The organism is Parageobacillus thermantarcticus, from assembly GCF_900111865.1.
Lineage (GTDB): Bacteria > Bacillota > Bacilli > Bacillales > Anoxybacillaceae > Parageobacillus > Parageobacillus thermantarcticus.
Window position 1 is genome coordinate 85,947 of record NZ_FOJS01000001.1, and the last position, 20,976, is coordinate 106,922.

The 20,976-nt window shown below is 44.3% G+C and carries 23 protein-coding genes and 1 other annotated feature (1 of these 24 cut by a window edge); of the genes, 4 read left to right on the forward strand and 19 right to left on the reverse strand.

What is annotated here, in order from left to right; genetic code table 11:
* The first annotated feature begins 26 nt into the window (after window positions 1-26).
* Both motA and motB read left to right on the forward strand, forming a co-directional pair.
* Window positions 27-818 (forward strand): flagellar motor stator protein MotA, encoded by a 792-nt coding sequence (gene motA, locus BM278_RS00495; protein WP_090947462.1) that lies wholly within the window; start codon window positions 27-29, stop codon window positions 816-818.
* Window positions 811-1,581, forward strand: coding sequence for a flagellar motor protein MotB (gene motB / locus BM278_RS00500; protein ID WP_090947463.1), 771 nt, complete (start codon window positions 811-813; stop codon window positions 1,579-1,581). Before motA ends, motB begins: the two co-directional genes overlap by 8 nt.
* 183 nt (window positions 1,582-1,764) lie before the next feature.
* On the opposite strand, the gene uptA is transcribed toward motB, so the two are convergent.
* Complete coding sequence (gene uptA / locus BM278_RS00505; RefSeq protein WP_090947464.1) at window positions 1,765-2,358, reverse strand: undecaprenyl phosphate transporter UptA; 594 nt, start codon at window positions 2,356-2,358, stop codon at window positions 1,765-1,767.
* Between the two features lie 138 nt (window positions 2,359-2,496).
* Window positions 2,497-3,762 carry a cation:dicarboxylate symporter family transporter gene (locus BM278_RS00510; RefSeq protein ID WP_090947465.1) on the reverse strand — a complete coding sequence of 422 codons (1,266 nt, stop codon included), beginning with the start codon at window positions 3,760-3,762 and terminating at the stop codon, window positions 2,497-2,499.
* Window positions 3,763-3,963: 201 nt separating this feature from the next.
* Between BM278_RS00510 and sigK the strand changes: the two genes are divergently transcribed.
* The gene (gene sigK, locus BM278_RS00515; protein ID WP_090947466.1) at window positions 3,964-4,674 is read left to right on the forward strand and encodes an RNA polymerase sporulation sigma factor SigK; all 711 of its coding nucleotides are present in this window, start codon (window positions 3,964-3,966) and stop codon (window positions 4,672-4,674) included.
* A gap of 343 nt (window positions 4,675-5,017) precedes the next feature.
* Here sigK and BM278_RS00520 read toward each other — a convergent pair whose 3' ends face one another.
* Genes BM278_RS00520 through BM278_RS00540 form a run of 5 tightly spaced genes read right to left on the reverse strand, consistent with a single transcriptional unit; the run spans window position 5,018 to window position 8,787 of the window.
* A complete protein-coding gene (locus BM278_RS00520) occupies window positions 5,018-5,260 on the reverse strand; it encodes a YrhC family protein (RefSeq protein ID WP_244151061.1) in 243 nt (80 codons plus the stop codon).
* Between the two features lie 50 nt (window positions 5,261-5,310).
* Window positions 5,311-6,447 carry a bifunctional cystathionine gamma-lyase/homocysteine desulfhydrase gene (locus tag BM278_RS00525; RefSeq protein WP_090947742.1) on the reverse strand — a complete coding sequence of 379 codons (1,137 nt, stop codon included), beginning with the start codon at window positions 6,445-6,447 and terminating at the stop codon, window positions 5,311-5,313.
* A 2-nt stretch (window positions 6,448-6,449) separates the two neighbouring features.
* Window positions 6,450-7,373: a PLP-dependent cysteine synthase family protein gene (locus tag BM278_RS00530; protein ID WP_090947467.1), complete on the reverse strand. Its 924-nt coding sequence runs from the start codon at window positions 7,371-7,373 to the stop codon at window positions 6,450-6,452.
* A gap of 53 nt (window positions 7,374-7,426) precedes the next feature.
* Window positions 7,427-8,125: a 5'-methylthioadenosine/S-adenosylhomocysteine nucleosidase gene (gene mtnN / locus BM278_RS00535; RefSeq protein ID WP_090947468.1), complete on the reverse strand. Its 699-nt coding sequence runs from the start codon at window positions 8,123-8,125 to the stop codon at window positions 7,427-7,429.
* Between the two features lie 20 nt (window positions 8,126-8,145).
* Window positions 8,146-8,787, reverse strand: a complete 642-nt coding sequence (locus BM278_RS00540; RefSeq protein ID WP_090947469.1) for a class I SAM-dependent methyltransferase — start codon at window positions 8,785-8,787, stop codon at window positions 8,146-8,148.
* A gap of 162 nt (window positions 8,788-8,949) precedes the next feature.
* Between BM278_RS00540 and BM278_RS00545 the strand changes: the two genes are divergently transcribed.
* The gene (locus BM278_RS00545) at window positions 8,950-9,156 is read left to right on the forward strand and encodes a YrzA family protein (protein WP_013400339.1); all 207 of its coding nucleotides are present in this window, start codon (window positions 8,950-8,952) and stop codon (window positions 9,154-9,156) included.
* Window positions 9,157-9,185: 29 nt separating this feature from the next.
* Here BM278_RS00545 and BM278_RS00550 read toward each other — a convergent pair whose 3' ends face one another.
* From BM278_RS00550 to alaS, 12 genes are all read right to left on the reverse strand, one after another.
* Window positions 9,186-9,794, reverse strand: coding sequence for a YrrS family protein (locus BM278_RS00550; protein ID WP_167359563.1), 609 nt, complete (start codon window positions 9,792-9,794; stop codon window positions 9,186-9,188).
* 91 nt (window positions 9,795-9,885) lie between these two features.
* Window positions 9,886-11,658, reverse strand: a complete 1,773-nt coding sequence (locus tag BM278_RS00555) for a peptidoglycan D,D-transpeptidase FtsI family protein (RefSeq protein WP_090947471.1) — start codon at window positions 11,656-11,658, stop codon at window positions 9,886-9,888.
* Between the two features lie 48 nt (window positions 11,659-11,706).
* A complete protein-coding gene (gene greA, locus BM278_RS00560; protein ID WP_003248973.1) occupies window positions 11,707-12,183 on the reverse strand; it encodes a transcription elongation factor GreA in 477 nt (158 codons plus the stop codon).
* 124 nt (window positions 12,184-12,307) lie between these two features.
* On the reverse strand, window positions 12,308-12,943 hold the full coding sequence (gene udk / locus BM278_RS00565; RefSeq protein WP_090947472.1) for a uridine kinase: 636 nt from the start codon (window positions 12,941-12,943) through the stop codon (window positions 12,308-12,310).
* A gap of 1 nt (window position 12,944) precedes the next feature.
* Complete coding sequence (locus BM278_RS00570) at window positions 12,945-14,213, reverse strand: peptidase U32 family protein (RefSeq protein ID WP_090947473.1); 1,269 nt, start codon at window positions 14,211-14,213, stop codon at window positions 12,945-12,947.
* A 27-nt stretch (window positions 14,214-14,240) separates the two neighbouring features.
* Window positions 14,241-15,170: a peptidase U32 family protein gene (locus BM278_RS00575; protein ID WP_090947474.1), complete on the reverse strand. Its 930-nt coding sequence runs from the start codon at window positions 15,168-15,170 to the stop codon at window positions 14,241-14,243.
* Window positions 15,167-15,820, reverse strand: coding sequence for an O-methyltransferase (locus tag BM278_RS00580; RefSeq protein ID WP_090947475.1), 654 nt, complete (start codon window positions 15,818-15,820; stop codon window positions 15,167-15,169). The genes BM278_RS00575 and BM278_RS00580 overlap by 4 nt, the downstream gene beginning before the upstream one ends.
* 138 nt (window positions 15,821-15,958) lie before the next feature.
* A complete protein-coding gene (gene mltG / locus BM278_RS00585; protein ID WP_090947476.1) occupies window positions 15,959-17,053 on the reverse strand; it encodes an endolytic transglycosylase MltG in 1,095 nt (364 codons plus the stop codon).
* 113 nt (window positions 17,054-17,166) lie between these two features.
* Window positions 17,167-17,460 (reverse strand): DUF1292 domain-containing protein, encoded by a 294-nt coding sequence (locus tag BM278_RS00590; protein WP_090947477.1) that lies wholly within the window; start codon window positions 17,458-17,460, stop codon window positions 17,167-17,169.
* A gap of 14 nt (window positions 17,461-17,474) precedes the next feature.
* A complete protein-coding gene (gene ruvX / locus BM278_RS00595) occupies window positions 17,475-17,891 on the reverse strand; it encodes a Holliday junction resolvase RuvX (RefSeq protein ID WP_090947478.1) in 417 nt (138 codons plus the stop codon).
* Between the two features lie 3 nt (window positions 17,892-17,894).
* Complete coding sequence (locus tag BM278_RS00600; RefSeq protein WP_064549739.1) at window positions 17,895-18,161, reverse strand: IreB family regulatory phosphoprotein; 267 nt, start codon at window positions 18,159-18,161, stop codon at window positions 17,895-17,897.
* 70 nt (window positions 18,162-18,231) lie between these two features.
* A complete protein-coding gene (gene alaS / locus BM278_RS00605) occupies window positions 18,232-20,865 on the reverse strand; it encodes an alanine--tRNA ligase (protein WP_090947479.1) in 2,634 nt (877 codons plus the stop codon).
* Window positions 20,866-20,921: 56 nt separating this feature from the next.
* Window positions 20,922-20,976 (reverse strand) — a binding site (T-box leader); it runs 171 nt beyond the window's last position.

The window sequence follows — 20,976 nt, forward strand, 5'->3', positions numbered from 1 at the left end:
TTCAAGATTTGACGGGGGGATTTCATTTGGACAAAACATCAATTATCGGAATTATTCTTGGCATTATCGCTGTAGGTGTCGGCATGTACCTTAAAGGTGTCAACCCTAACGTATTGATAAACCCTGCGGCAATCTTAATTATTATCGTTGGAACTATCGCTTCTGTCACCGTCGCTTTTCCTACTCGCGAAATTAAAAAAGTACCGAAACTGTTCGGCGTGCTTTTTAAAGAACAAAACATCCCAACCATCGAAGAATTAATCCCAATGTTCGTCGATTGGGCGAATATTGCTCGGCGCGAAGGATTGCTTGCGCTGGAGGCAAAATTAGACGAAATTGACGATCCATTTTTGCGAAATGGCTTAAGCATGGCAATTGACGGGCAAACGCAAGATTTTATTCGCGATGTCATGACAGAAGAAATTGAAGCGATGGAAGAGCGCCATGAAGCGAACGCCGCCATTTTTTCGCAAGCAGGTACATACGCGCCAACGCTTGGAGTGCTTGGCGCAGTCCTCGGACTGATTTCTGCATTAAGCAATATGGACAACATCAGTGAAATCGGCCAAGCGATTAGCGCCGCGTTCGTCGCAACGTTATTAGGGATTTTCACGGGATATGTGTTATGGCATCCATTTGCCAACAAATTAAGACGCAAATCAAAAGAAGAAGCAAAAATACGGCAAGTCATGATTGAAGGAGTCCTTTCCATTTTAGAAGGACAAGCACCGCGGGCGATCGAACAAAAACTTGCTTCCTATCTTCCGGGAACCGAGCGCAATAAAATTATAGATCAGGGAGAAAAAGGAAATGAATAAGAAAAAAAAGAAAAAGCAAGACGAGCATATTAACGAATCATGGCTGATTCCGTATTCCGATTTATTAACATTATTGCTGGCGCTTTTTATCGTGTTGTTTGCCAGCAGCCAAATTGACCAAAAAAAATTCGCGCAAATCGCCAATTCCTTTAATGCAGCATTAACCGGCGGAACAGGCGTCCTCGATTTTGAACAGCCAATCGAAGAACATCAACCTTCGCAGCCAAAGCAACAAAATAACGATAAAAAAGCGCTAGACAAACAAGATAAAGAAGAATTGAGTGAAATGCAAGAAAAAATCGATACGTATATTGCGAAAGAACATTTAAACGGAAAACTGCAAACATCTTTAACAGAAGAAGGTTTGGCGATAACGATATTGAACGATATTTTGTTTGATTCAGGAAGTGCAGAAGTGCGGCCAAAAGATCGGCAGCTGGCAAAAGAAATTTCCCAGCTACTTGCCATGAATCCGCCGCGCAACATTATTATTAGCGGACACACCGATAATGTGCCGATTCACAATTCGCAATTTGCCTCCAACTGGGAGCTAAGCGTCATGCGTGCTGTAAATTTTATGAAATTGTTATTAGAAAATCCTAAACTCGATCCGCGGTTGTTTAGTGCGAAAGGATATGGGGAATTTAAACCGGTGGCATCAAATAATACTCCTGAAGGAAGAATGAAAAACCGGCGCGTTGAAATTTTAATTTTGCCAAATACTCAAGCTTCACAGAGAGAAAACAATGGCAGTTCATCTTAACCATCATTCTCGCTTCTCTAAAAGTAAAAAGGCTGGTGTTTATTTCCAGCCTTTTATTCATTATTAATCCTTGCTTTTTAAAGGCAATGCTAGAACAATAAGCAACAGAAAACGAAGCAAACATGGAAAAAGCGATCAGTAATCTAATTACAGAAACAAGAACGGCTCTTCTTTTCAGAGCGATCATCGCCGTTTTCGGCGATAAATTTGCACCGCAATGTAAATGACGGTAACGACAACTGCAGCGATGATCACCGGCCGCAAATAAGGGCGGGCAATTTCATCAATTTCTTGCCAGTGGCTCCCTAACCGTTCTCCTAAAAAAATAAAGAAAATCGACCATGGAATAATCGCACACGTTGTATAAAAGGTAAATTTTTTCCACGACATTTTAGCAATACCAGCTGGAATGGAAATAGCATGGCGCACAACCGGAATAAAGCGCGCGGTAAAAATGACGCCAGGGCCGTATTTGTTAAACCATTGCTCCGATAAATCAAGATGTTTCTTTTTAATCAATAAATATTTGCCGTATTTATCAAGAAACGGTCTCCCTCCATAATATCCCATCCAATATAAAAACAACTGTGCAATCGTTCCGCCAATGGTTCCAGCTATAACAGCCCCGACAAACGATATTTCTTCCCTAGACACTAAATATCCCGCATAAGCTAGCACAATTTCGCTCGGAATAATCTCGATCATTAACGCCAAAGCAATGCCGATATAACCTAAATCCACTAAAAACGCAAAAATATTTTGAACTAACTCGTGCATTTTTCTCCTCCTAAATATCGCTAATCATCCATCCGTCCAGCCTATTCAGCAACAAAATTATACTATACTACGTTAAAGAAAAAAATAAGTTTCTAGAAGAAAAAAGCTGCCCCTTCCGATGGACAGCTTTTTCGCCATTTACGCGCTTTGTTGCAACTCTTCTATATACTTTCTTCCTTTTTCTTCATTGTATTGACCTTCCCATTTTGACATAATGACCGCTGCTAGCGAGTTGCCAATAACGTTCACCGCTGTACGCGCCATATCTAAAATGCGGTCAATGCCCGCGATAAACGCCAATCCCTCTACCGGAATTCCAACCGTGCCTAATGTCGCAAGCAGCACAACAAACGATACACCCGGCACTCCGGCGATTCCTTTTGAAGTCACCATCAACACAAGCAACAAGGAAATTTGTTGAGAAACCGGCATATCAATACCATATAACTGCGCGATAAAAATGGCAGCCAACGCCTGATATAACGTAGACCCGTCTAAGTTGAAAGAATAACCTGTCGGAATGACAAATGACGTAATCGATTTCGGACAGCCGAATTTCTCCATTTTCTCCATAATTTTCGGAAGAACCGTTTCTGAACTTGCTGTACTATAGGCAAGGATTAATTCATCTTTTAAAATCTTTATAATATGGAATATATTTATACCTATAAGTTTGGCAACACCGCCAAGTACTACGATAATAAAGAAGATCATCGTTCCGTAAACAACAATGACGAGCTTGCTGAGCGGAATAAGCGATTCCACCCCAAATTTCGAAACCGTTACACCGATCAGCGCAAACACACCAAGCGGCGCAAATTTCATAATTTGGTTTGTCACGTAAAACATCGCTTCCGCTGCACCTTGGAAAAACTGAAGCACCGGTTTTCCTTTGTCGCCAATCGCCGCTACTCCTAAACCGAACATCACGGAGAAGAAGATGATCGGCAACATGTTTCCGGTTGATAACGATTCAAAAAAGTTTTTCGGAACAATATTGACAACCGTTTCAATCATCGAATGATGCTGCACTTCGTTTGTTGTATCAATATAGCTTTGAATATCCGTTTTTTCTAATGATTTCATATTAACGCCGGCCCCTGGCTGAAACACATTCGCCGCCAATAAGCCGACGACAATCGCAAACGTTGTAATAATTTCGAAATAAATAAACGTTTTACCGCCTAGTTTGCCAAGCTTTTTCAAGTCTCCAACATTGGCGACTCCGACGATAAGGCTAGAAACAACAATCGGAATAACTATCATTTTTATCAAACGTAGGAAAATATCTCCAATTGGTTGTAAATAAGTAGCAACCTTCGGATTTCCATAAAAAATGGCTCCCACGATAATCCCGAGAACGAGACCGATAAAAATTTGCCAAGCTAATCCGATTTTTTTCATTTACTCGCCTCCTTTTTAAGACATTTTTAGACAAAAAATGACAAAATTATTCTACTATTATAAACGTCCGTATGTCAAGAATATTCATATATTTACATACGACACTTTCTTTTTTTTTTGTCCAAACACGTACAACCCCGCTTCATCATATACATAAATAATAGGCAACTGCCTAAAACAATAAAGGGTGGGGGTGACAAAATGTCCGGCATTTTATCTGCATTGACTTTTCTTATTAAAGAATTAATGTTTTTAGTATCATACATTAAAAACAACGCATTTCCCCAACCGTTAAGCGCCAAAGAAGAAGAAAAATATTTACAGCTTATGGCGAAAGGAGATGAACAAGCTCGCAATATTTTAATTGAACATAATTTACGGCTCGTTGCCCATATTGTCAAAAAGTTCGAAAATACGGGCGAAGATGTGGAAGATTTAATCTCGATCGGCACCATCGGTCTCATTAAAGCAATCGAAAGCTATTCGTCCAGCAAAGGAACAAAATTAGCGACATACGCGGCTCGCTGTATCGAAAATGAAATACTGATGCATTTGCGTTCATTAAAAAAAACGCGAAAAGACGTCTCCTTGCACGAGCCGATCGGGCAAGATAAGGAAGGGAACGAAATCAGCCTAATCGACGTCCTGAAATCGGAAGGGAACGATATTGTTGACGAAATTCAACTTAATATGGAATTGGAGCAAGTGAAAAAATATATCGACGTCTTGGATGAGCGGGAAAAAGAAGTGATTATTAGCCGCTTCGGCCTCGATATGCAACAGGAAAAAACGCAGCGAGAGATCGCGAAAGAGCTTGGCATCTCCAGAAGCTATGTATCACGCATCGAAAAGCGCGCATTGATGAAAATGTTTCATGAGTTTTATCGGAATGAAAAAGAAAAACGGAGATAAATGTAGCAAAAACGGGACAATCGCGAATGACTGTCCCGTTTTCGGCATATTCCGCTTTTTATTTGACCGCAATTAATTTTGTGCTTCCACGCTTACTTCCGCCGTTATGATCAACGCTATCGATGCAGTAATCACAATCCCCATCACGATGGCGAACATCCCTTAATTCCTCCCTTATCATTCTTTCTATTCTTTATTTTACACGGGAGAACAAGCGGTTTCTTCGTGCGGTTTTGAACAATTTATGAAATTCATCCACTAATAAGCAAAATGCCCCGCGCTCTCGTAAATCGCTTTTTCATAAAAAACAAAAAACCTGCCTTGTCAGCAAGAAAAGGCAGGTTTATTCATCTGTTTCCCGCAATAAGCGGATATATTGGATCGCCCGATGAAAAAAGGAAAATGAGCCGATTAACAATATCACAATAAGACAAAGCAAATACGCCTTTTTCTCCGGCGCAATCGTAGGAAGAAGCGTGCCAATGTACAAAAAAACGCTTAACGCCAGCAACACACCGGCAAACGTTTTATAATCGTCTGCTTTTTCCTTCCACAATCGCTTTTGCCGTTCCATCGTATCCCCCACTTTCCATCCTCCACTGTACCATATGAGATAGAAAATGTGGGGATGTAATTTTAACCATGCAACGCTTGCGCCAAATCTTCGATTAAATCTTCGACATCTTCCAATCCGACAGAAACGCGGATCAGACCATCGGTAATGCCTAATTGCTCGCGGCGCTCTTTCGGAATGGACGCGTGCGTCATTTTCGCCGGCAGCGAGATTAAACTTTCGACTGCCCCCAAGCTTTCCGCGAGCGTAAAATAGCGGACGCGGTTTAACACTCGCTCGGCTTTCTCCGCGCTTCCGACATCAAAAGAGACCATGCCGCCAAATCCGCGCATTTGTTTTTTGGCAATTTCATAGTTAGGGTGTGATTCCAATCCCGGATAATACACGTTTTGAACCGCCGGATGGCTTGCTAAAAACTCGACGATTTTTCTCGTGTTTTCTTCATGCTCCTCCATGCGCACGCCAAGCGTTTTGATGCCGCGCATAAGCAGCCATGAGTCTTGCGGGCCGAGAATTCCTCCGGTCGAATTTTGCAGAAAATGCAGCCTTTCTGCTAATTCTTCCGAATTGACAACTGCTAAACCAGCAACAACATCGCTATGGCCGCCTAAATATTTCGTCGCGCTATGGACAACGATGTCGGCGCCAAGAGCAATCGGCGTTTGCCAATACGGGGTGCTGAACGTGTTGTCGACGATTGTCAGCAAGCCATGTTTTTTGGCGATAGCGGAAGCTGCTTGAATGTCAGTAATTTTTAAGAGCGGATTTGTCGGCGTCTCAATGTAAAGCGCCTTCGTATTCGGCCGAATATGTTTTTCGATGTTGGAAAGATCGCTTGTATCCACAAAAGTCGGTTCAATCCCCAAGCGGTTTAGCACTTTCGTCATGACGCGATACGTGCCGCCATATACGTCGTCCGTTAAAATGACATGGTCGCCGCTGTTAAACAGCATCATGACCGCCGTAATCGCCGCCATTCCCGAGGCGAACGCAAAACCGGCATATCCTTCTTCTAAATCTTTGATCAGCTCTTCTAACGCATGGCGGGTTGGATTGCCTGTCCGCGAATATTCAAAGCCTTTATGACCGCCGACTCCTTCTTGTTTGTACGTGCTAACTTGATAAATCGGAACAGAAACCGCTCCCGTATGCGGATCTCCCGGAACGCCGCCGTGAATCAGCTTCGTTTTTCGTCTCATCATCATATCCCACCTTCATAAATTTTTTTGCTTAAATAGCGTTCGCTGCTGTCCGGAAAAATGACGACGATATTCGTTCCCGGCTTTGCCTTTTTTGCTTCAAGCAACACGGCATGAAACGCGGCGCCGGAAGAGCTCCCGACAAGCAGTCCTTCTTTTTCAGCAAGTTCTTTCACCCGCCTAAACGCAGCTTCATCGCTAACGGTATGAATCGCATCAAAATAGCTCGGATCCATATAATCCGGCAAAAATTCCATGCCGATTCCTTCTGTTTTATGCGGCCCCGGCTCTCCGCCGTTTAAAATCGACCCTTCTGGCTCGACAATGACTGTTTTAATGTTCGGATTTTTTTCCTTTAAAAACGTCGCCGTTCCCATAAACGTTCCGCCTGAACCAGCTCCGGCGACAAAGATGTCGATTTGTCCGTCAAGGTCATCCCACAGTTCCGGGCCAAGCGTCTTATAATATGTTCTTGGATTGGTAGGATTGGCGAATTGCTGCGGGCAATACGAGTTGGGGATTTCGCGGGCGAGCTCTTGCGCCTTGCGAATCGCTCCTTGCATTCCTTCGCTCGTCGGCGTGTGGACAATTGTTGCTCCTAGCGCTTTCATCAGTTGTTGCTTTTCCACGCTGAATTTTTCCGGAACACAAAAAATGACTTTAACGTTTTTGCCGATCGCCGCCAGCGCCAGCCCGATTCCGGTGTTTCCCGCCGTCGGCTCAATGATCGTTCCGCCTTCCTTTAATTTTCCTGTTTCTAATGCGTCACGCAACAATTCTTGGCCAAGCCGGTCTTTAATGCTTCCTCCCGGGTTGAAATATTCCAATTTCGCAAATACGCGGACACCTTTTGGCAGCGGAAATCGGGTAATCTCTACAACTGGCGTATGACCAATCAAGTCATGGACACTTTTTGCTACTTTCATACCGTCACTCCATTCTTTCGAGCATAGAACGAGGAAGGGAATCCCTTCCTCGATTATTTTTGTAGCGAAGACACCATCGACAATACTAAATCGGCAGAATGTTTGGCGGCGGTATCTAAAAATTGCTCAAAGGATACGTCGGATTCTTTTCCAGCAATATCCGATAACGCCCGAATGATGACAAACGGAACAGCAAACTGTGTGCATACTTGGGCAATCGCTGCCGCTTCCATTTCCGCCGCGCATAACTCTGGAAACTTGCTGCGCACAAATTCCACGCGCGCCGGATCGTTCATAAACGAATCGCCGGTCGCAATAAGCCCTTTTACTACTTGAATATCCTTGATTTGTTTCGCGTTTTGTTCGGCGATCTTTACTAATGTTTCGTCCGCTTTATAACGCGCCGGCATCCCCGGAACTTGGCCGTATTCATAGCCAAACGCCGTCACATCGACATCATGATGTACGACTTCGTTGGAAATGACGACATCCCCGACATTTAACGTAGATAAAAAACCACCCGCTGAACCGGTGTTAATGACATAATTCGGACGGAATCGCTCCAACAAAATCGCCGTTGCCATCGCTGCGTTTACTTTGCCGATTCCTGATTTTAATAAAATGACGTCGGCACCGTTTAATCGCCCTGATGAAAACTCGCAATTGGCGATGATCGTTTCTTCACGCTCCTCGATTTTGTCGCGCAAAATCGCCACTTCTTCTTCCATTGCCCCGATAATCGCTATTTTCATTTGTCTCCCTCTTTCTATTTTTACTGTTTTACTGCTTCCATCACCCATACAAACACATTCTTTTGCGTAAACGTGACGGTAAAGCCATTTTCTTCAAACAGTTTTGTCAACACATCCAGCGTCGTATAATACTCGCGTTCTAGGTCATCCGCCAAATGATGAAATCCGCGCTCCCTTGCCTCTTCTACCGCGTGCTGAAATGTTTGGCGATCGCGAAACACCGTATCAGCAAACACTATTTTATCACCTTTATTTAATAGCTTGCCATACTTGGCGATTGCTTCCTGTTTTTCCCGATCGGTGAGATGATGAAACGCATAAGTGCTGACAATGGTGTCAACCGGTTCTGGCGGAAGGGAAAATTGCAAAAAATCTCCATCGACAATCGATACTTTGTCTCCAAGCTTTTCATGCGCTTTTTTCCGCATCGGTTCCGATGGTTCAATGCCATATACCGTTTTTCCTTGCTCCAGCAACTTTTTCGTTAAATTTCCCGTTCCGACACCAAACTCAAGCACAACGCTTTTCGCTTTGCTAGCAACTGTATTTAAAATATCTTCATAATTCGCAAACACGTCGCGATATTCTTCATCATATCCCCCGACAGATTGATCATAAGAATCTGCCCATGCTTCAAACAAATCAAGAAATTCTCTGCCCATGATGTCCACGCTCCATAATTTTTATAATTCCTATATATATACTATGATTTTTATTTCAAATCTGTTCTCAATGTATCATAAGTTTTTCTTTTCTTCAACGAAAACCATTGTTTTACGTTGTGGAAATTTGCTACACTTGGCGGTGAAAGGAGGAAGACAGATATGAATATTTCCCTTGATCTGATTGAAGATAAAATCGAATTTTTTGAAGCGGATGATTTGCAAACATTAGAGAAAAAAATTAATGAACAAATTGAACATAATAAAGCGCTTTTGCTTCACGTTCACCATGTTTCCCACCAAATGCATGTTGCGGAAAACGGGAAACGGTTTTACAGCGCGGTCGTTCACTTTAAAGCGAAAAAATAAAGCGGATTTCCTAGGAAAAGGAAATCCGCTTATTTTCTTAATTGCTGCACTTTCGTCGGCTTCCATCCTTGGTTTTCCACCCATTCAATATATACTTTGTAATATTGCGCTTTATCTTTTGTAGAGATCGTCGCGACAGCTTTGTTCGGCCCATTGTTTCCGATAAACCAGACGATCATATCGGATTGGGAAAGACCGGTTGCATAACTGACGGCATCTAACATTTCCTTCCAATCAACGGAATCTTTCTTAAACTGAGTGACGTGAGGTTCAGATTGGGTGGTGCCAATCGGTTGCCATGCGGGATTGACAATTTCTTTTTCTATATTCGATCCAGGTGGCCCCGGCGTTTCGATCACTTCTTGCTCTTCTTCGCTCGCTTCTTCCTGATCCGTTTGTTCGCTTTTCTCATCTTCCGCTCGTTTTTGATTAATCTCTACTTCTACTTTCGCTTCGCTACGATCTTTTTTGACTTCTGTTTTTGGTTGCGGCTTTGCTGTTTGCTCGTTCGATCGGTCGCTGTCGGAAAACAAATTCCACGCGACGACGATAATAAGCAAAACGACTACGGCAATCGCTGCATTGAGAATGCGATTGATTTTTCGGCGCTTTGCCCGCTGCGCAAAGCGCGGTCCCATTTCTGTTGCCAACCGTTTCGTCCCTCCTTCGTATCATTGTTTTTATTGTATCATGACGATCCTTCCCTAATAAACTGTTTCGTCGCTATCGCTAATTTCTGTCCCGATCGTCAAATTCATATATTTTTTGAACGAGATCATAAAACACATCGTTTGCCACCGCCTGCGAACCTATGCTTTCTAATTCTACGACAACGAGCGCGTATCGCGGCGCATTGGCAGGAAAATAGCCGGCAAACCATTTATTGATTAGTTCTTTGTTATGGAACATTTTTCCGGTTTCCGCCGTGCCCGATTTTCCGGCCACTTCATATGGAAGAGATTGAAATTGGCGTCCTGTGCCGTGTTCATCGGTAACGACTTTCCGCAATAATCGCTGCAGTGTTCTAGCAGTGGCAGAGGAAATTGGCTCTTCGTCAGAAAACGGCTGTTCCGGAAACGTAAAAAAGACGGCGCCGTTTTTATATAAAATTTTACTTACCGCCCTCACTTGCTTTGCCTCGCCGTTTCGCGCAATCGTTGCCATCATATTGGCAACCGCCAGCGGCGATACGCGCACATCTTTTTGCCCGATCGACGTTTGCGCCACCGCAAGCGGTATGCGCTTATCATTGTCATCGTGCCAGATCGTTCCCTTTCGTTCTTCTGGAAATTGCTTAAAATTTTCTTCATGATATACGTCACCTTGCCATCCTGAAAGCGGGTACAACCCAAGCTTTTTTGCGTATATTTCAAGAATGTCTGGATCGTGTTGAACGAGCTTTTTTCCGAGTGTTGCAAAAGCGTTGTTGCAGCTTGCGGCGAAACTTTCGGCAAATTCTAGCATTCCGTAAGAATGAACGTCATCGGGCGTCACCCCGTCTATTTTTTTGCTGCAATCAAACGTTGTTTGTTCGGAAGCGATTCCTGTTTCCAGCGCTGCCGCCGCAACAACCGTTTTAAAGATTGAACCGGGGATTTGCGGCAAAATCATTTGGTTTTCCGCGCCACGATTTTTATAAGGATTGCGCGGATCCATATCGGGACGGCTAACCATGGCAAGCACACTATTCGTCTTGATATCCAGCAAAACGATGCCGCCTTTTTTCAAGCGGTGCTTTTGCACAACCGTTTCCGCGATTTGCTGCAAATCGCGGTCGATCGTCGTTTTTACGGAAACGGGATAAAACGGATTGCCGGGATCGCTATACTTCACGTTAATTCCAAATAAAGGACCTCCTTCTGCGTCAACATGATACAACAGCTTCGTCTCCCCTTCGGGAATTAAAAATTCGTCAAACGCCTTTTGCAACCCATGAATTCCTACTTCAACATGGGGCGAAAGAGGCCGCTTCGGATAGCGGGAGCGCAAAAGGCGGGCGTCTTCGCGCGTAAAGCCGATTAAATGCGGCGCATATGTCCTCTCTAGCGGACGCTGTTTTTTTACAGCGAATACTCCCGGAATACGCAGCTGGTTAATTTTTTCCATTTGTTTTTCTGTTAAGACAAATGGTGCGCCGTTTGCCGCAAAAATAAACGGTTCTTTTGCTTTTTCCAGCTGATCGATAATGCTCTGAGGAGAAATGTCGAGGATTTTTGCCACTTTTTCGACGGGCCACTCCATCGCCTTTAAAAATGGGAACAAAATAAGCGAGGGAGTATATTCTTTCGTCAGCGGCTTCCCGTGCCGATCAATAAACGTTCCCCTCCCGTCGTCAATGACCATCTCTTGCGTCCGTTGCGCCACGCTTGCTTCGATTAAGTTGACGTTTTGTTTAGAAAACGACTCTGTGCTAATGAGCTGAACTTGAATAAGCCGGGCGATAAGAAAAAAAATTCCGATTTGGATCATCGAAAGCATAACTATTGCTCGTTTTTTCCACATAAAAAAACACCTCATCTTCATTTTCGACGAGGTGTTTTATTTTAAAACCTATTTTACCGCGACAATTTTTACAAGCATTTCGCCTCCTGGCGTTTGCACTGTAACTTCTTCCCCGACTCTTCTGCCGAGAAGCGATTTCGCAATTGGGGAGTCATTGGAAATTTTCCCTTCAAATGGATCGGCTTCCGCGCTTCCGACAATCGTATACGTTTCTTCTTCCCCATCTGGAAGTTCAATAAACGTAACGGATTTTCCTAGCGAAACAACATCTGGATTTTCCGTGTCTTCTTCGATAATAATCGCGTTGCGAATCATGTTTTCAAGCGTTTGGATGCGCGCTTCGACAAATGCTTGTTCGTCTTTTGCTGCGTCGTACTCGGAGTTTTCCGATAAGTCGCCAAATCCGCGCGCGATTTTAATGCGTTCTACTACTTCTTTTCGCTTCACTGTTTTTAAATATTCGAGTTCTTGTTCCAGTTTCTCTTTCCCTTCTTTTGTCATCGGATATTGCTTTTCGTTTGCCATCATGCTCACTCCTCTATATATTTTTCCTTCTTATTTTCATTATGGTATGTAAAACGTACGAACAACGAGGAAAGTTGTCGTACGTTTACTTGTTATATTTATTTATATTGTTTCGTTTATGTTATTATAAAATCGATTTTTGTTCAAGAATTGTACGAATTTTTGTAACCATTAAATCAATGGCGACATGATTTTGGCCGCCTTCTGGAATAATGATGTCTGCGTAACGCTTCGTCGGCTCCACAAATTGATTGTGCATGGGGCGAACGACGGAAACGTACTGCTCGATCACCGACTCCAGCGTGCGGCCGCGCTCATTAATGTCGCGGAGCAAGCGGCGGATAATGCGAATGTCGGCATCGGTATCCACATATACTTTAATATCCATTAAGTTGCGCAGCCGTTCATCCTCTAATACAAGTATCCCTTCTACAATAATAACATCTTTTGGCTCAACGTGAATCACTTTGTCCGATCTCGTATGAAGTTTGTAATCATAAACCGGTTTTTCGATCGGCTCATACCGCAATAATTTATGAAGATGTTCAATCAACAAATCATTATCAAACGCAAGCGGATGGTCATAATTCGTCCGCAGCCGCTCTTCAAACGGCAGATGGCTTTGATCTTTATAGTAAAAGTCTTGCTCGAGCACTAAAATCGAGTGGCCGCCAAAATGCTCGTAAATCGCCCTTGCCACGCTCGTTTTTCCCGAGCCGGATCCGCCGGCAACGCCGATGACAACAGGCTTCTTCCCCATGTCAGATCCCCTTTCTCATCATGTTGTATGGGAAGACTTCGCGCTCCACTTTAAACTTGACAATTTGCAATGGATGGCGTGCCGCATCTAATTCGTTCCCATCTTCGTCCCAAATTTTCTCCACTACTTGTGTGAAATTTTCAATTTCTGGTCCGAAAAATTCCACTTCATCGCCCGGTTTAAAAAAGTTGCGTTGCTGCAATGTGACCATTTTCGTTTCTTTATCATAATCGAGCACAAGACCGGCAAATTCGTGCGTCGTTTTTCGGCTATGAGAACCGTACATATGATCTTGATAGCCCGGCATTCCCGTAAAGAAAGATGGGGCGGTGTCGCGGTTGGCGCATTTATCGAGCTCTTTGATCCACTCTTCGCGAATGGTGAAATTGTCTGGATCGGCGCAATAAGCGTCGATCACTTTGCGATAGACGCTCACTACTGTTGCGACATAATGGATCGATTTCATCCGTCCTTCGATTTTTAGGCTGTCGATGCCTAATTCAATCATGGTTGGAATCGCGCGAATTAAGTTCAAATCTTTCGCGCTCATCGCAAACGGCGCATCGTTTTCATCAAACAACGGTATTTCTTTGTCCCCTTTTAATTGATATAAATCGTAATCCCAGCGGCATGATTGACAGCATCCCCCGCGGTTGGAATCGCGCGCTGTCATATGGTTGCTTAATACGCAGCGGCCGGAATATGCGGAACACATCGCGCCATGGATAAACGCTTCAATTTCAATATCGACTTTTTCTTTAATTTCGCGAATTTCCTCCGCACTCGTTTCGCGCGCAAGCACGACGCGTTCCAACCCTTCTTCTTTCCAAAATTGAACCGCTTTCCAGTTCGCCATTGACTGCTGAGTGCTTAAATGCACCTCTAATTTTGGCGCCACCCGGCGCGCCGTTTCGATAATAAGCGGATCGGCGACAATAATGCCGTGAACTCCCGCTTGTTCTAGTGCGCGCAAATATTCTTCGAGCCCGGGAATGTTTTCGTTATGCGCATAAATGTTGGCCGTCACATATACTTTTGCGCCATATTGATTCGCAAAGCGCACTCCTTCCGCAATTTCCTCGAGCGTAAAATTGTCGGCGTTGGCGCGCAAGCTATATTCTTGTCCGCCGAGAAATACCGCATCCGCCCCGTAATGCACGGCGATTTTTAATTTTTCTAAGTTGCCGGCTGGAGCGAGAAGTTCGGGCTTTTTCACGATGACGCGCTTGCCGTTAATGATCTCGGAAATTTTATCGTTTTTTAACAGCATCCAACTGCTCCTCCTTTTCTCGCTGTATTAATAAACCGTTTCCTTAAAGAAAAATCCGGTATCCAACGGGCGATGCTTCGGTTGGATCGCTTCGATTTTCGCTAGCAGCTCATCCTTTTCTTTCTCGTATTGCTCGCGGTTTTCGGCACATAAATCAATGGCGCGGCGGTATAGTTTCGTCACTTCCGTAATATAGCCAGGCTCGTGCAATACACCGTCAATTTTGAAGCTATCGATGCCGGCGTCCACCATCTCGCTTAGCTCATCGATGATGCAAATATCGTTCGGGCTCATAATATGCGTGCCGTTTTCATCTTCGAAAATCGGATATTTACTGTCGCGCTCTTTATCGTACAGAAACATGCCTTTTTCATATTTTTTCCGTTCGATTTCCATTACTTTTCCTTGATATTCAAAATAGTTTCCAATTAAAGAGCGTTTCGATTGATACATGCAAGTCATCCCATGCACTTGCACTTCGATTTCTACTTCGGCGTGCTCTTTAATTTCTAAAATCGCCTCCATATTTAATTCCCTAGCGAGGACAGCGCGCTTCGCACCTTTCCGACCCCAATAATTGCACGTATACCAGTTTGTCGCTGTCGTTTCCGGGTTCCAATGCAATTTCATATGCGGCGCCACCTCGCGTACAGTCATTAAAACGGCTGGATCGCCAAAGACGATCGCATCCACGCCTGTATCAGCGAGAAACGTTATATAATCGCCAAGTTCGTCCACTTTATCGTTGTGGAAAATCGCGTTCATCGCAACATATACTTTCATGCCATATTGACGCACTATGTTGACCGCCTCTTTGACATCCGCGCGGGAAAATTCCCCAGCCAAGCGCAGGCCGTAGCGCTGCTGGCCGATGATGACCGCGTCCGCGCCAGCATTGGCTAAATCATGGATATGGGAAACGCTCGTCGGCGTTACTAACAGTTCCGGTTTTTTCATCGTTTTTCACCTCGTTTTCGTGATATGGCGATCCCATCGCCGATCGGAAGAATGACCGTTTCGTAATCTAGACGGCCAATCAACCATTCATTGTAGCGGCGAATTTTCGACACTAACTGGCGAATCCGCTTATTTTCAATCGGTTCTTCCGTTGCGACAAGCCCTTTAAACAATACGTTATCTGTAATAATGATGCCGCTTTCCTTCAACAATGGCTCATACATTTGAAAAAAGCGCTGATATTGTCCTTTGGCTGCGTCGATAAAAATGACATCAAACGGGGCGTATTTTGCGACATCGCCGCATACGTCCAGCGCATCGCCGAAAATCACGCGAATTTGCCCGCTTGTCCCCGTTTTGTCGATATAAAAAAGCGCGCGTTCATACCGCTCGCGATCACGTTCAATCGTAACGATATTCGCATCAGGAAGCGCTTTTGCCATACGAATGGCAGAATAACCAATTGCAGTGCCGATTTCCAAAATTTGCTTTGGTTTAGCAATTTTCAACAATTGCAACATTGTTTCGATTCCGGCAATATCCATAATTGGAACGCGATGCTCCTCTGCGTAACGCTCCATCTCTTTTATTTGCTCATCCCGTTCAGGAAAAAACTGCTCAATATAATGCGCTACTTCCTTTGAGATCAAAAGAGCTCCTCCTCGTAAAAATAAGAGTCACATAATGACTCTTATAGCAGGATGGTGATTGATAACTTTATATATACTACCATAAAATATGCGAAATGCGAAATATTTTGTTCGCACTTCAGCGATTCACACATTATCCTATTGTTTTCTAATATATTTTTCTTTCTGGCGGTTATGTTCCTCTAACGTTTTTGTAAAAATGACATCGCCCGCCGGTGTAGCAAGGAAATACAAATAGTCGGTTTTCGCTGGTTTCAACGCCGCTTGAATCGACATTTCCCCAGCGTTCGCAATCGGTCCGGGAGGAAGTCCTTTATGAATATACGTATTATAAGGAGATTGGACTTTCAAATCTTTATAATAAACACGCTCTTTATGTTTTCCAAGCGCATATAACACAGTAGGATCTGTCTGCAGCGGCATGCCGGTGCGGAGGCGATTGTAAAATACGCTCGCGATTTTTTCGCGCTCCGCTTTTTTTGTTGCTTCTTCTTCAATTAAAGACGACATCGTTAAAAGCTGATGTGTCGTCATATTCATTTCGTTCCGATCGCGTTCATATTTTGCTAGCACTTTTTCTGTTTTTCTTAACATCGCCTCAACAATTTCCGAAATAGGCGGTTTTTTTTCATGGAATGAATAAGTGGCAGGAAACAAATAACCTTCTAGCGGGTAGCGGATATTTTTATTTAAAATGTCTTTAGATAAAATAGACGGATATTTTTGAATAAGCTTTTCGATATATTTGCGGTCGTTTAATTGTTGGAGCACTTCTTCTTTCTTATACCCCGTCTTCTTCGCAATCATCGCAGCAATTTGCGTCAGTTGCGTTCCTTCCGGAATAGTTAGCTTTAGCCCGCTTTTTTCCGTTACTTTCCCCGTTTTTAATGCGGCGATGATGTCTTCAACTGACATGGATCGGTTTAAATCATATTCCCCTGCTTGAAAATCAACATGGTTTTTCAGCTTCACATAATAACGGAACACGAATGAACTTTTAATTAACCGTTTTTCTTCCAATACGTTGGCGATATCATTCACGGAAGAACCGATCGGTATCGATACGTGAACAGGAGTATGATCATCCGGATCTACGGGTTGTAACGCTGATTTTATATAGAAATAGCTTCCTGCTGCAATAGCGATACATGCGGTAAAAATAGCGATGGAAATGATCAATACGATCTTTCGCACAATTTGTGCATCTTTTTGAAAAAACTGGTGATTATCCATGGAAAACCTCCTCTCACTCGTGATATTATACTACAAATTTTCACATTTTTCGCTATCTGTCTATCCATTTCCATAAAAAAAGATGGCCGATGTTCAACGGCCATCTTTTCTTCTTACTCCACTTCTTCCTCTTGTTCGGCGCAGAACGTATTCCATACTTCTTCGATCATTTCCCATTCTTCCTCGGATTCGATCGGCAAAAGCTCTCCTTCTTGCTCCCCATTTCCGGGAATAAATGCCGACACGTGAACTTCCGTCTCTTCCTCATCTTCAAATTCTGCGCCTACCGGATAATAAAACACATAAGACTTTCCAAAATCCTCTGATTCAAACGTAAACAATATTTCACATAGTTGCTCGTTGCCATCTTCGTCGACAACGGTAATATGGCGATCTCCGTGTTCCATCTTTTCTCCTCCATTTACTGTTTGCTGTCAAGATACGACTGTAAAATAACAACAGCCGCCATTTTATCAATCACTTTCCTTCTTTTTTTTCGGCTGACGTCAGCCGCGATTAACATTCGCTCTGCCGCCATGGTGGACAACCGCTCGTCCCACAATATGACGGGAAGCGAAAACTCGCGTTCAAGCACTTTCGCAAAGCGCCGGCTCGCCTCCGCGCGCGGTCCGACCGTGCCATTCATATTTTTCGGAAATCCGACGACGATCGTATCGACTTTGTATTCATCGATAATTTCGCGGAGCCGTTTTAATCCGTATTCTCCTTGTTCCTCGTCGATCGAAATCGTTTCAATTCCTTGGGCAGTCCAACCTAATTCATCGCTGACGGCCACCCCAAGCGTCTTTGTGCCTAAATCAAGCCCCAATACACGCATACGTTAATCCTTTCGCTGCCCTTGTAAATAGAATTTTACTAATTCCTCAATTAATTCATCGCGCTCCACTTTGCGAATTAGTGCCCGGGCATCTTTATGGCGAGGGATGTAAGCAGGGTCGCCAGATAATAAATAACCGACAATTTGATTGATCGGATTGTACCCTTTTTCTTGAAGAGCGTCATACACCGTCAGCAGCACTTCACGAATGTTCGTCTCGGCCGGCTCTTCAGAAAAATGAAACTGCATCGTTTGGTCAAATGAGCTCACCGTCTCCACCTCGCTCTCCGTTCTGGCATCTCCCTATCTTACATCCATTGTACACTATCTCCATCAATTATCAAACGGATTTTACCCATGTTTCGACATACTGCAATGCTTCCCTGACTTTGCTTGGGTCTTTTCCGCCAGCTTGCGCCATGTCAGCGCGGCCGCCGCCACCGCCGCCGCAACGAGCAGCAACTTCTTTAATCAATTTTCCAGCATGGTATCCTTTTTCAATCAAGTCATTCGTCACTCCGGCGATCAAGCTTACTTTTTCCCCTTGCACCGCCGCTAATACGATAATCGCCGAGCCTAATTTTTGTTTTAGTTCATCAACCATTGTGCGCAAATGATTCATGTCAGACGCGCTCACCTTGCTTGCTAGTACAGGAATTCCGTTCACTTCTTTCACTTTGTTGACAAGGTTGGCCGCTTCCATGTTTCCAAGGCGCGCCGCCAGCGATTCGTTTTCGCGTTGCAATTGGCGAATTTCGTTCATTAGCGCGTCGATGCGGTGGGCGATTTCTTTCGGGCTCGTTTTTAATTTTTGCGCGACTTCTTGCAGCAAGGCGATTTGTTCATTCATGAAGCGATACGCCGCTTCTCCTGTCACCGCTTCAATCCGGCGAGTGCCTGCGCCAATGCCTGATTCAGAAACGATTTTAAATAAGCCGATTGCCGAAGTGTTTGGCACATGGCAGCCTCCGCAAAGCTCCAAACTGTAGTCGCCTACTTGCACGACGCGGACGATATCCCCATATTTTTCGCCGAATAAAGCCATTGCGCCCATCGCTTTTGCTTCCGCAAGCGGTTTATAGAAAATATCGACAGGAATGCTGCGCCAAATTTTTTCGTTGACAATCGCTTCAATGCGCTCTAGCTCCTCCGGTTTCACTTGTCCGAAATGTGAGAAGTCAAAGCGCAAGCGGTCTGGGGCGACTAGCGATCCCGCTTGGTTGACGTGCGGGCCAAGCACGTCTTTTAGCGCTTGATGCAATAAATGTGTCGCCGTATGATTTTTCACAATGTTCGCCCGTTTCGCTTCATCGATTCGCGCCGTGTATGTTTCGCCTTTTTTCACCGTTCCTTTTTCGACGATGATATGATGCAAATGTTGTCCGTTTGGCGCTTTTTGGACATCTTTTACAAACGCTCTCGTCGTTTCGTTTTCCAGCCATCCTTGGTCAGCGATTTGGCCGCCGCTTTCCGCGTAGAACGGCGTTACATCTAATATAATTTGCGCTTCTTCTCCTTCGCTTACTTCATCAGCAAGATTTCCATCTTTTACGATCACGGTTACTTCCGATTGCGCACATAGCTCGTCATAACCGATGAAACGGCTTTCGACTTTAATATCGCCGAGCACGCCGCCTTGCACTTGCATCGAGTCAACGTCTTGCCGAGCGGCGCGGGCGCGCTCCCGTTGGCGCTCCATTTCCCGTTCGAATCCTTCGTGATCGACTTTCATTCCTTCTTCTTGCGCGTATTCTTCCGTTAATTCCACAGGAAAACCATATGTGTCATAAAGGCGGAACGCATCTTCCCCGGAAATGACATCGCTGCCGCGCTCTTTTTCTTTTTGGATGACGCTTGCTAAAATCGCCAATCCTTCATGCAGCGTTTCATGGAAACGTTCTTCTTCGTTTTTGATAACTTTTTGAATAAACGCCGCTTTTTCTTTCACTTCCGGATAAAAATCACTCATGATTTCACCGACAACCGGCACTAACTCGTACATAAACGGACGCTCAATATGGAGGTGTTTTGCATAACGAACTGCGCGGCGCAGCAAGCGGCGCAACACATAGCCACGACCTTCGTTGGATGGAAGCGCTCCATCGCCGATAGCAAACGTGACCGTCCGGATATGGTCGGCAATCACTTTAAACGCCACGTCTTTTTCCGTATCGCTGCCGTACTTTTCCCCGGAAATTTTCTCTGTCGCGCGAATGATCGGCATAAATAAATCCGTTTCAAAATTTGTCGGCGCTCCTTGCAAAATCGAGCACATCCGCTCCAATCCCATGCCTGTATCAATGTTTTTCTTTGGAAGCGGCGTATACGTGCCGTCTGGATTATGATTAAATTGTGAAAACACGAGATTCCATACTTCTAAATAGCGATCGTTCTCCCCGCCTGGATACAATTCCGGATCATTCGGATCATTTCCGAACTCTTCGCCACGATCGTAAAAAATTTCCGTGTTCGGACCGCTCGGGCCTTCACCAATATCCCAAAAGTTTCCTTCCAAACGGATGATCCGCTCTTCCGGAAGGCCAATTTCTTTATGCCAAATTTCAAACGCTTCATCATCTTCCGGATGAATCGTTACCGACAATCGCTCTGGTTCAAAACCAATCCATTTTTCACTTGTTAAAAATTCCCATGCCCAATGGATGGCTTCCCGCTTAAAATAATCGCCGATCGAAAAATTTCCGAGCATTTCGAAAAATGTATGATGACGTGCCGTTTTCCCAACATTCTCAATATCGTTTGTGCGAATGGACTTTTGCACATTGCAAATGCGCGGGTTATCCGGAACTACGCGGCCATCAAAATATTTTTTTAATGTAGCGACACCGCTGTTAATCCACAGCAAAGACGGGTCGTCAACAGGAATGAGCGACGCGCTCGGCTCGACCGCGTGGCCTTTTTCTTTGAAAAAGTCCAAAAACATTTTCCTTACTTGTGCTGAAGTAAGCTTTTTCATCATAATCCTCCCTTTCTACGCCATATGGAACTTGAATATAAAAAACTCTCATCCCCTTCAGGGACGAGAGTTATGCTCGCGGTACCACCCTGTTTATGAACGTTAAGCCGT

What these genes read in the sequence shown, in the direction of transcription:
- motB (WP_090947463.1), top strand. Translation starts at nt 811, where the DNA reads ATGAATAAGAAAAAAAAGAAAAAGCAAGACGAGCATATTAACGAATCA.
- uptA (WP_090947464.1), bottom strand. Translation starts at nt 2,358, where the DNA reads ATGCACGAGTTAGTTCAAAATATTTTTGCGTTTTTAGTGGATTTAGGT.
- BM278_RS00510 (WP_090947465.1), bottom strand. Translation starts at nt 3,762, where the DNA reads ATGAAAAAAATCGGATTAGCTTGGCAAATTTTTATCGGTCTCGTTCTC.
- sigK (WP_090947466.1), top strand. Translation starts at nt 3,964, where the DNA reads ATGTCCGGCATTTTATCTGCATTGACTTTTCTTATTAAAGAATTAATG.
- BM278_RS00525 (WP_090947742.1), bottom strand. Translation starts at nt 6,447, where the DNA reads ATGAGACGAAAAACGAAGCTGATTCACGGCGGCGTTCCGGGAGATCCG.
- BM278_RS00530 (WP_090947467.1), bottom strand. Translation starts at nt 7,373, where the DNA reads ATGAAAGTAGCAAAAAGTGTCCATGACTTGATTGGTCATACGCCAGTT.
- mtnN (WP_090947468.1), bottom strand. Translation starts at nt 8,125, where the DNA reads ATGAAAATAGCGATTATCGGGGCAATGGAAGAAGAAGTGGCGATTTTG.
- BM278_RS00540 (WP_090947469.1), bottom strand. Translation starts at nt 8,787, where the DNA reads ATGGGCAGAGAATTTCTTGATTTGTTTGAAGCATGGGCAGATTCTTAT.
- BM278_RS00545 (WP_013400339.1), top strand. Translation starts at nt 8,950, where the DNA reads ATGAATATTTCCCTTGATCTGATTGAAGATAAAATCGAATTTTTTGAA.
- BM278_RS00550 (WP_167359563.1), bottom strand. Translation starts at nt 9,794, where the DNA reads ATGGGACCGCGCTTTGCGCAGCGGGCAAAGCGCCGAAAAATCAATCGC.
- BM278_RS00555 (WP_090947471.1), bottom strand. Translation starts at nt 11,658, where the DNA reads ATGTGGAAAAAACGAGCAATAGTTATGCTTTCGATGATCCAAATCGGA.
- greA (WP_003248973.1), bottom strand. Translation starts at nt 12,183, where the DNA reads ATGGCAAACGAAAAGCAATATCCGATGACAAAAGAAGGGAAAGAGAAA.
- udk (WP_090947472.1), bottom strand. Translation starts at nt 12,943, where the DNA reads ATGGGGAAGAAGCCTGTTGTCATCGGCGTTGCCGGCGGATCCGGCTCG.
- BM278_RS00570 (WP_090947473.1), bottom strand. Translation starts at nt 14,213, where the DNA reads ATGCTGTTAAAAAACGATAAAATTTCCGAGATCATTAACGGCAAGCGC.
- BM278_RS00575 (WP_090947474.1), bottom strand. Translation starts at nt 15,170, where the DNA reads ATGAAAAAACCGGAACTGTTAGTAACGCCGACGAGCGTTTCCCATATC.
- mltG (WP_090947476.1), bottom strand. Translation starts at nt 17,053, where the DNA reads ATGGATAATCACCAGTTTTTTCAAAAAGATGCACAAATTGTGCGAAAG.
- BM278_RS00590 (WP_090947477.1), bottom strand. Translation starts at nt 17,460, where the DNA reads ATGGAACACGGAGATCGCCATATTACCGTTGTCGACGAAGATGGCAAC.
- ruvX (WP_090947478.1), bottom strand. Translation starts at nt 17,891, where the DNA reads ATGCGTGTATTGGGGCTTGATTTAGGCACAAAGACGCTTGGGGTGGCC.
- alaS (WP_090947479.1), bottom strand. Translation starts at nt 20,865, where the DNA reads ATGAAAAAGCTTACTTCAGCACAAGTAAGGAAAATGTTTTTGGACTTT.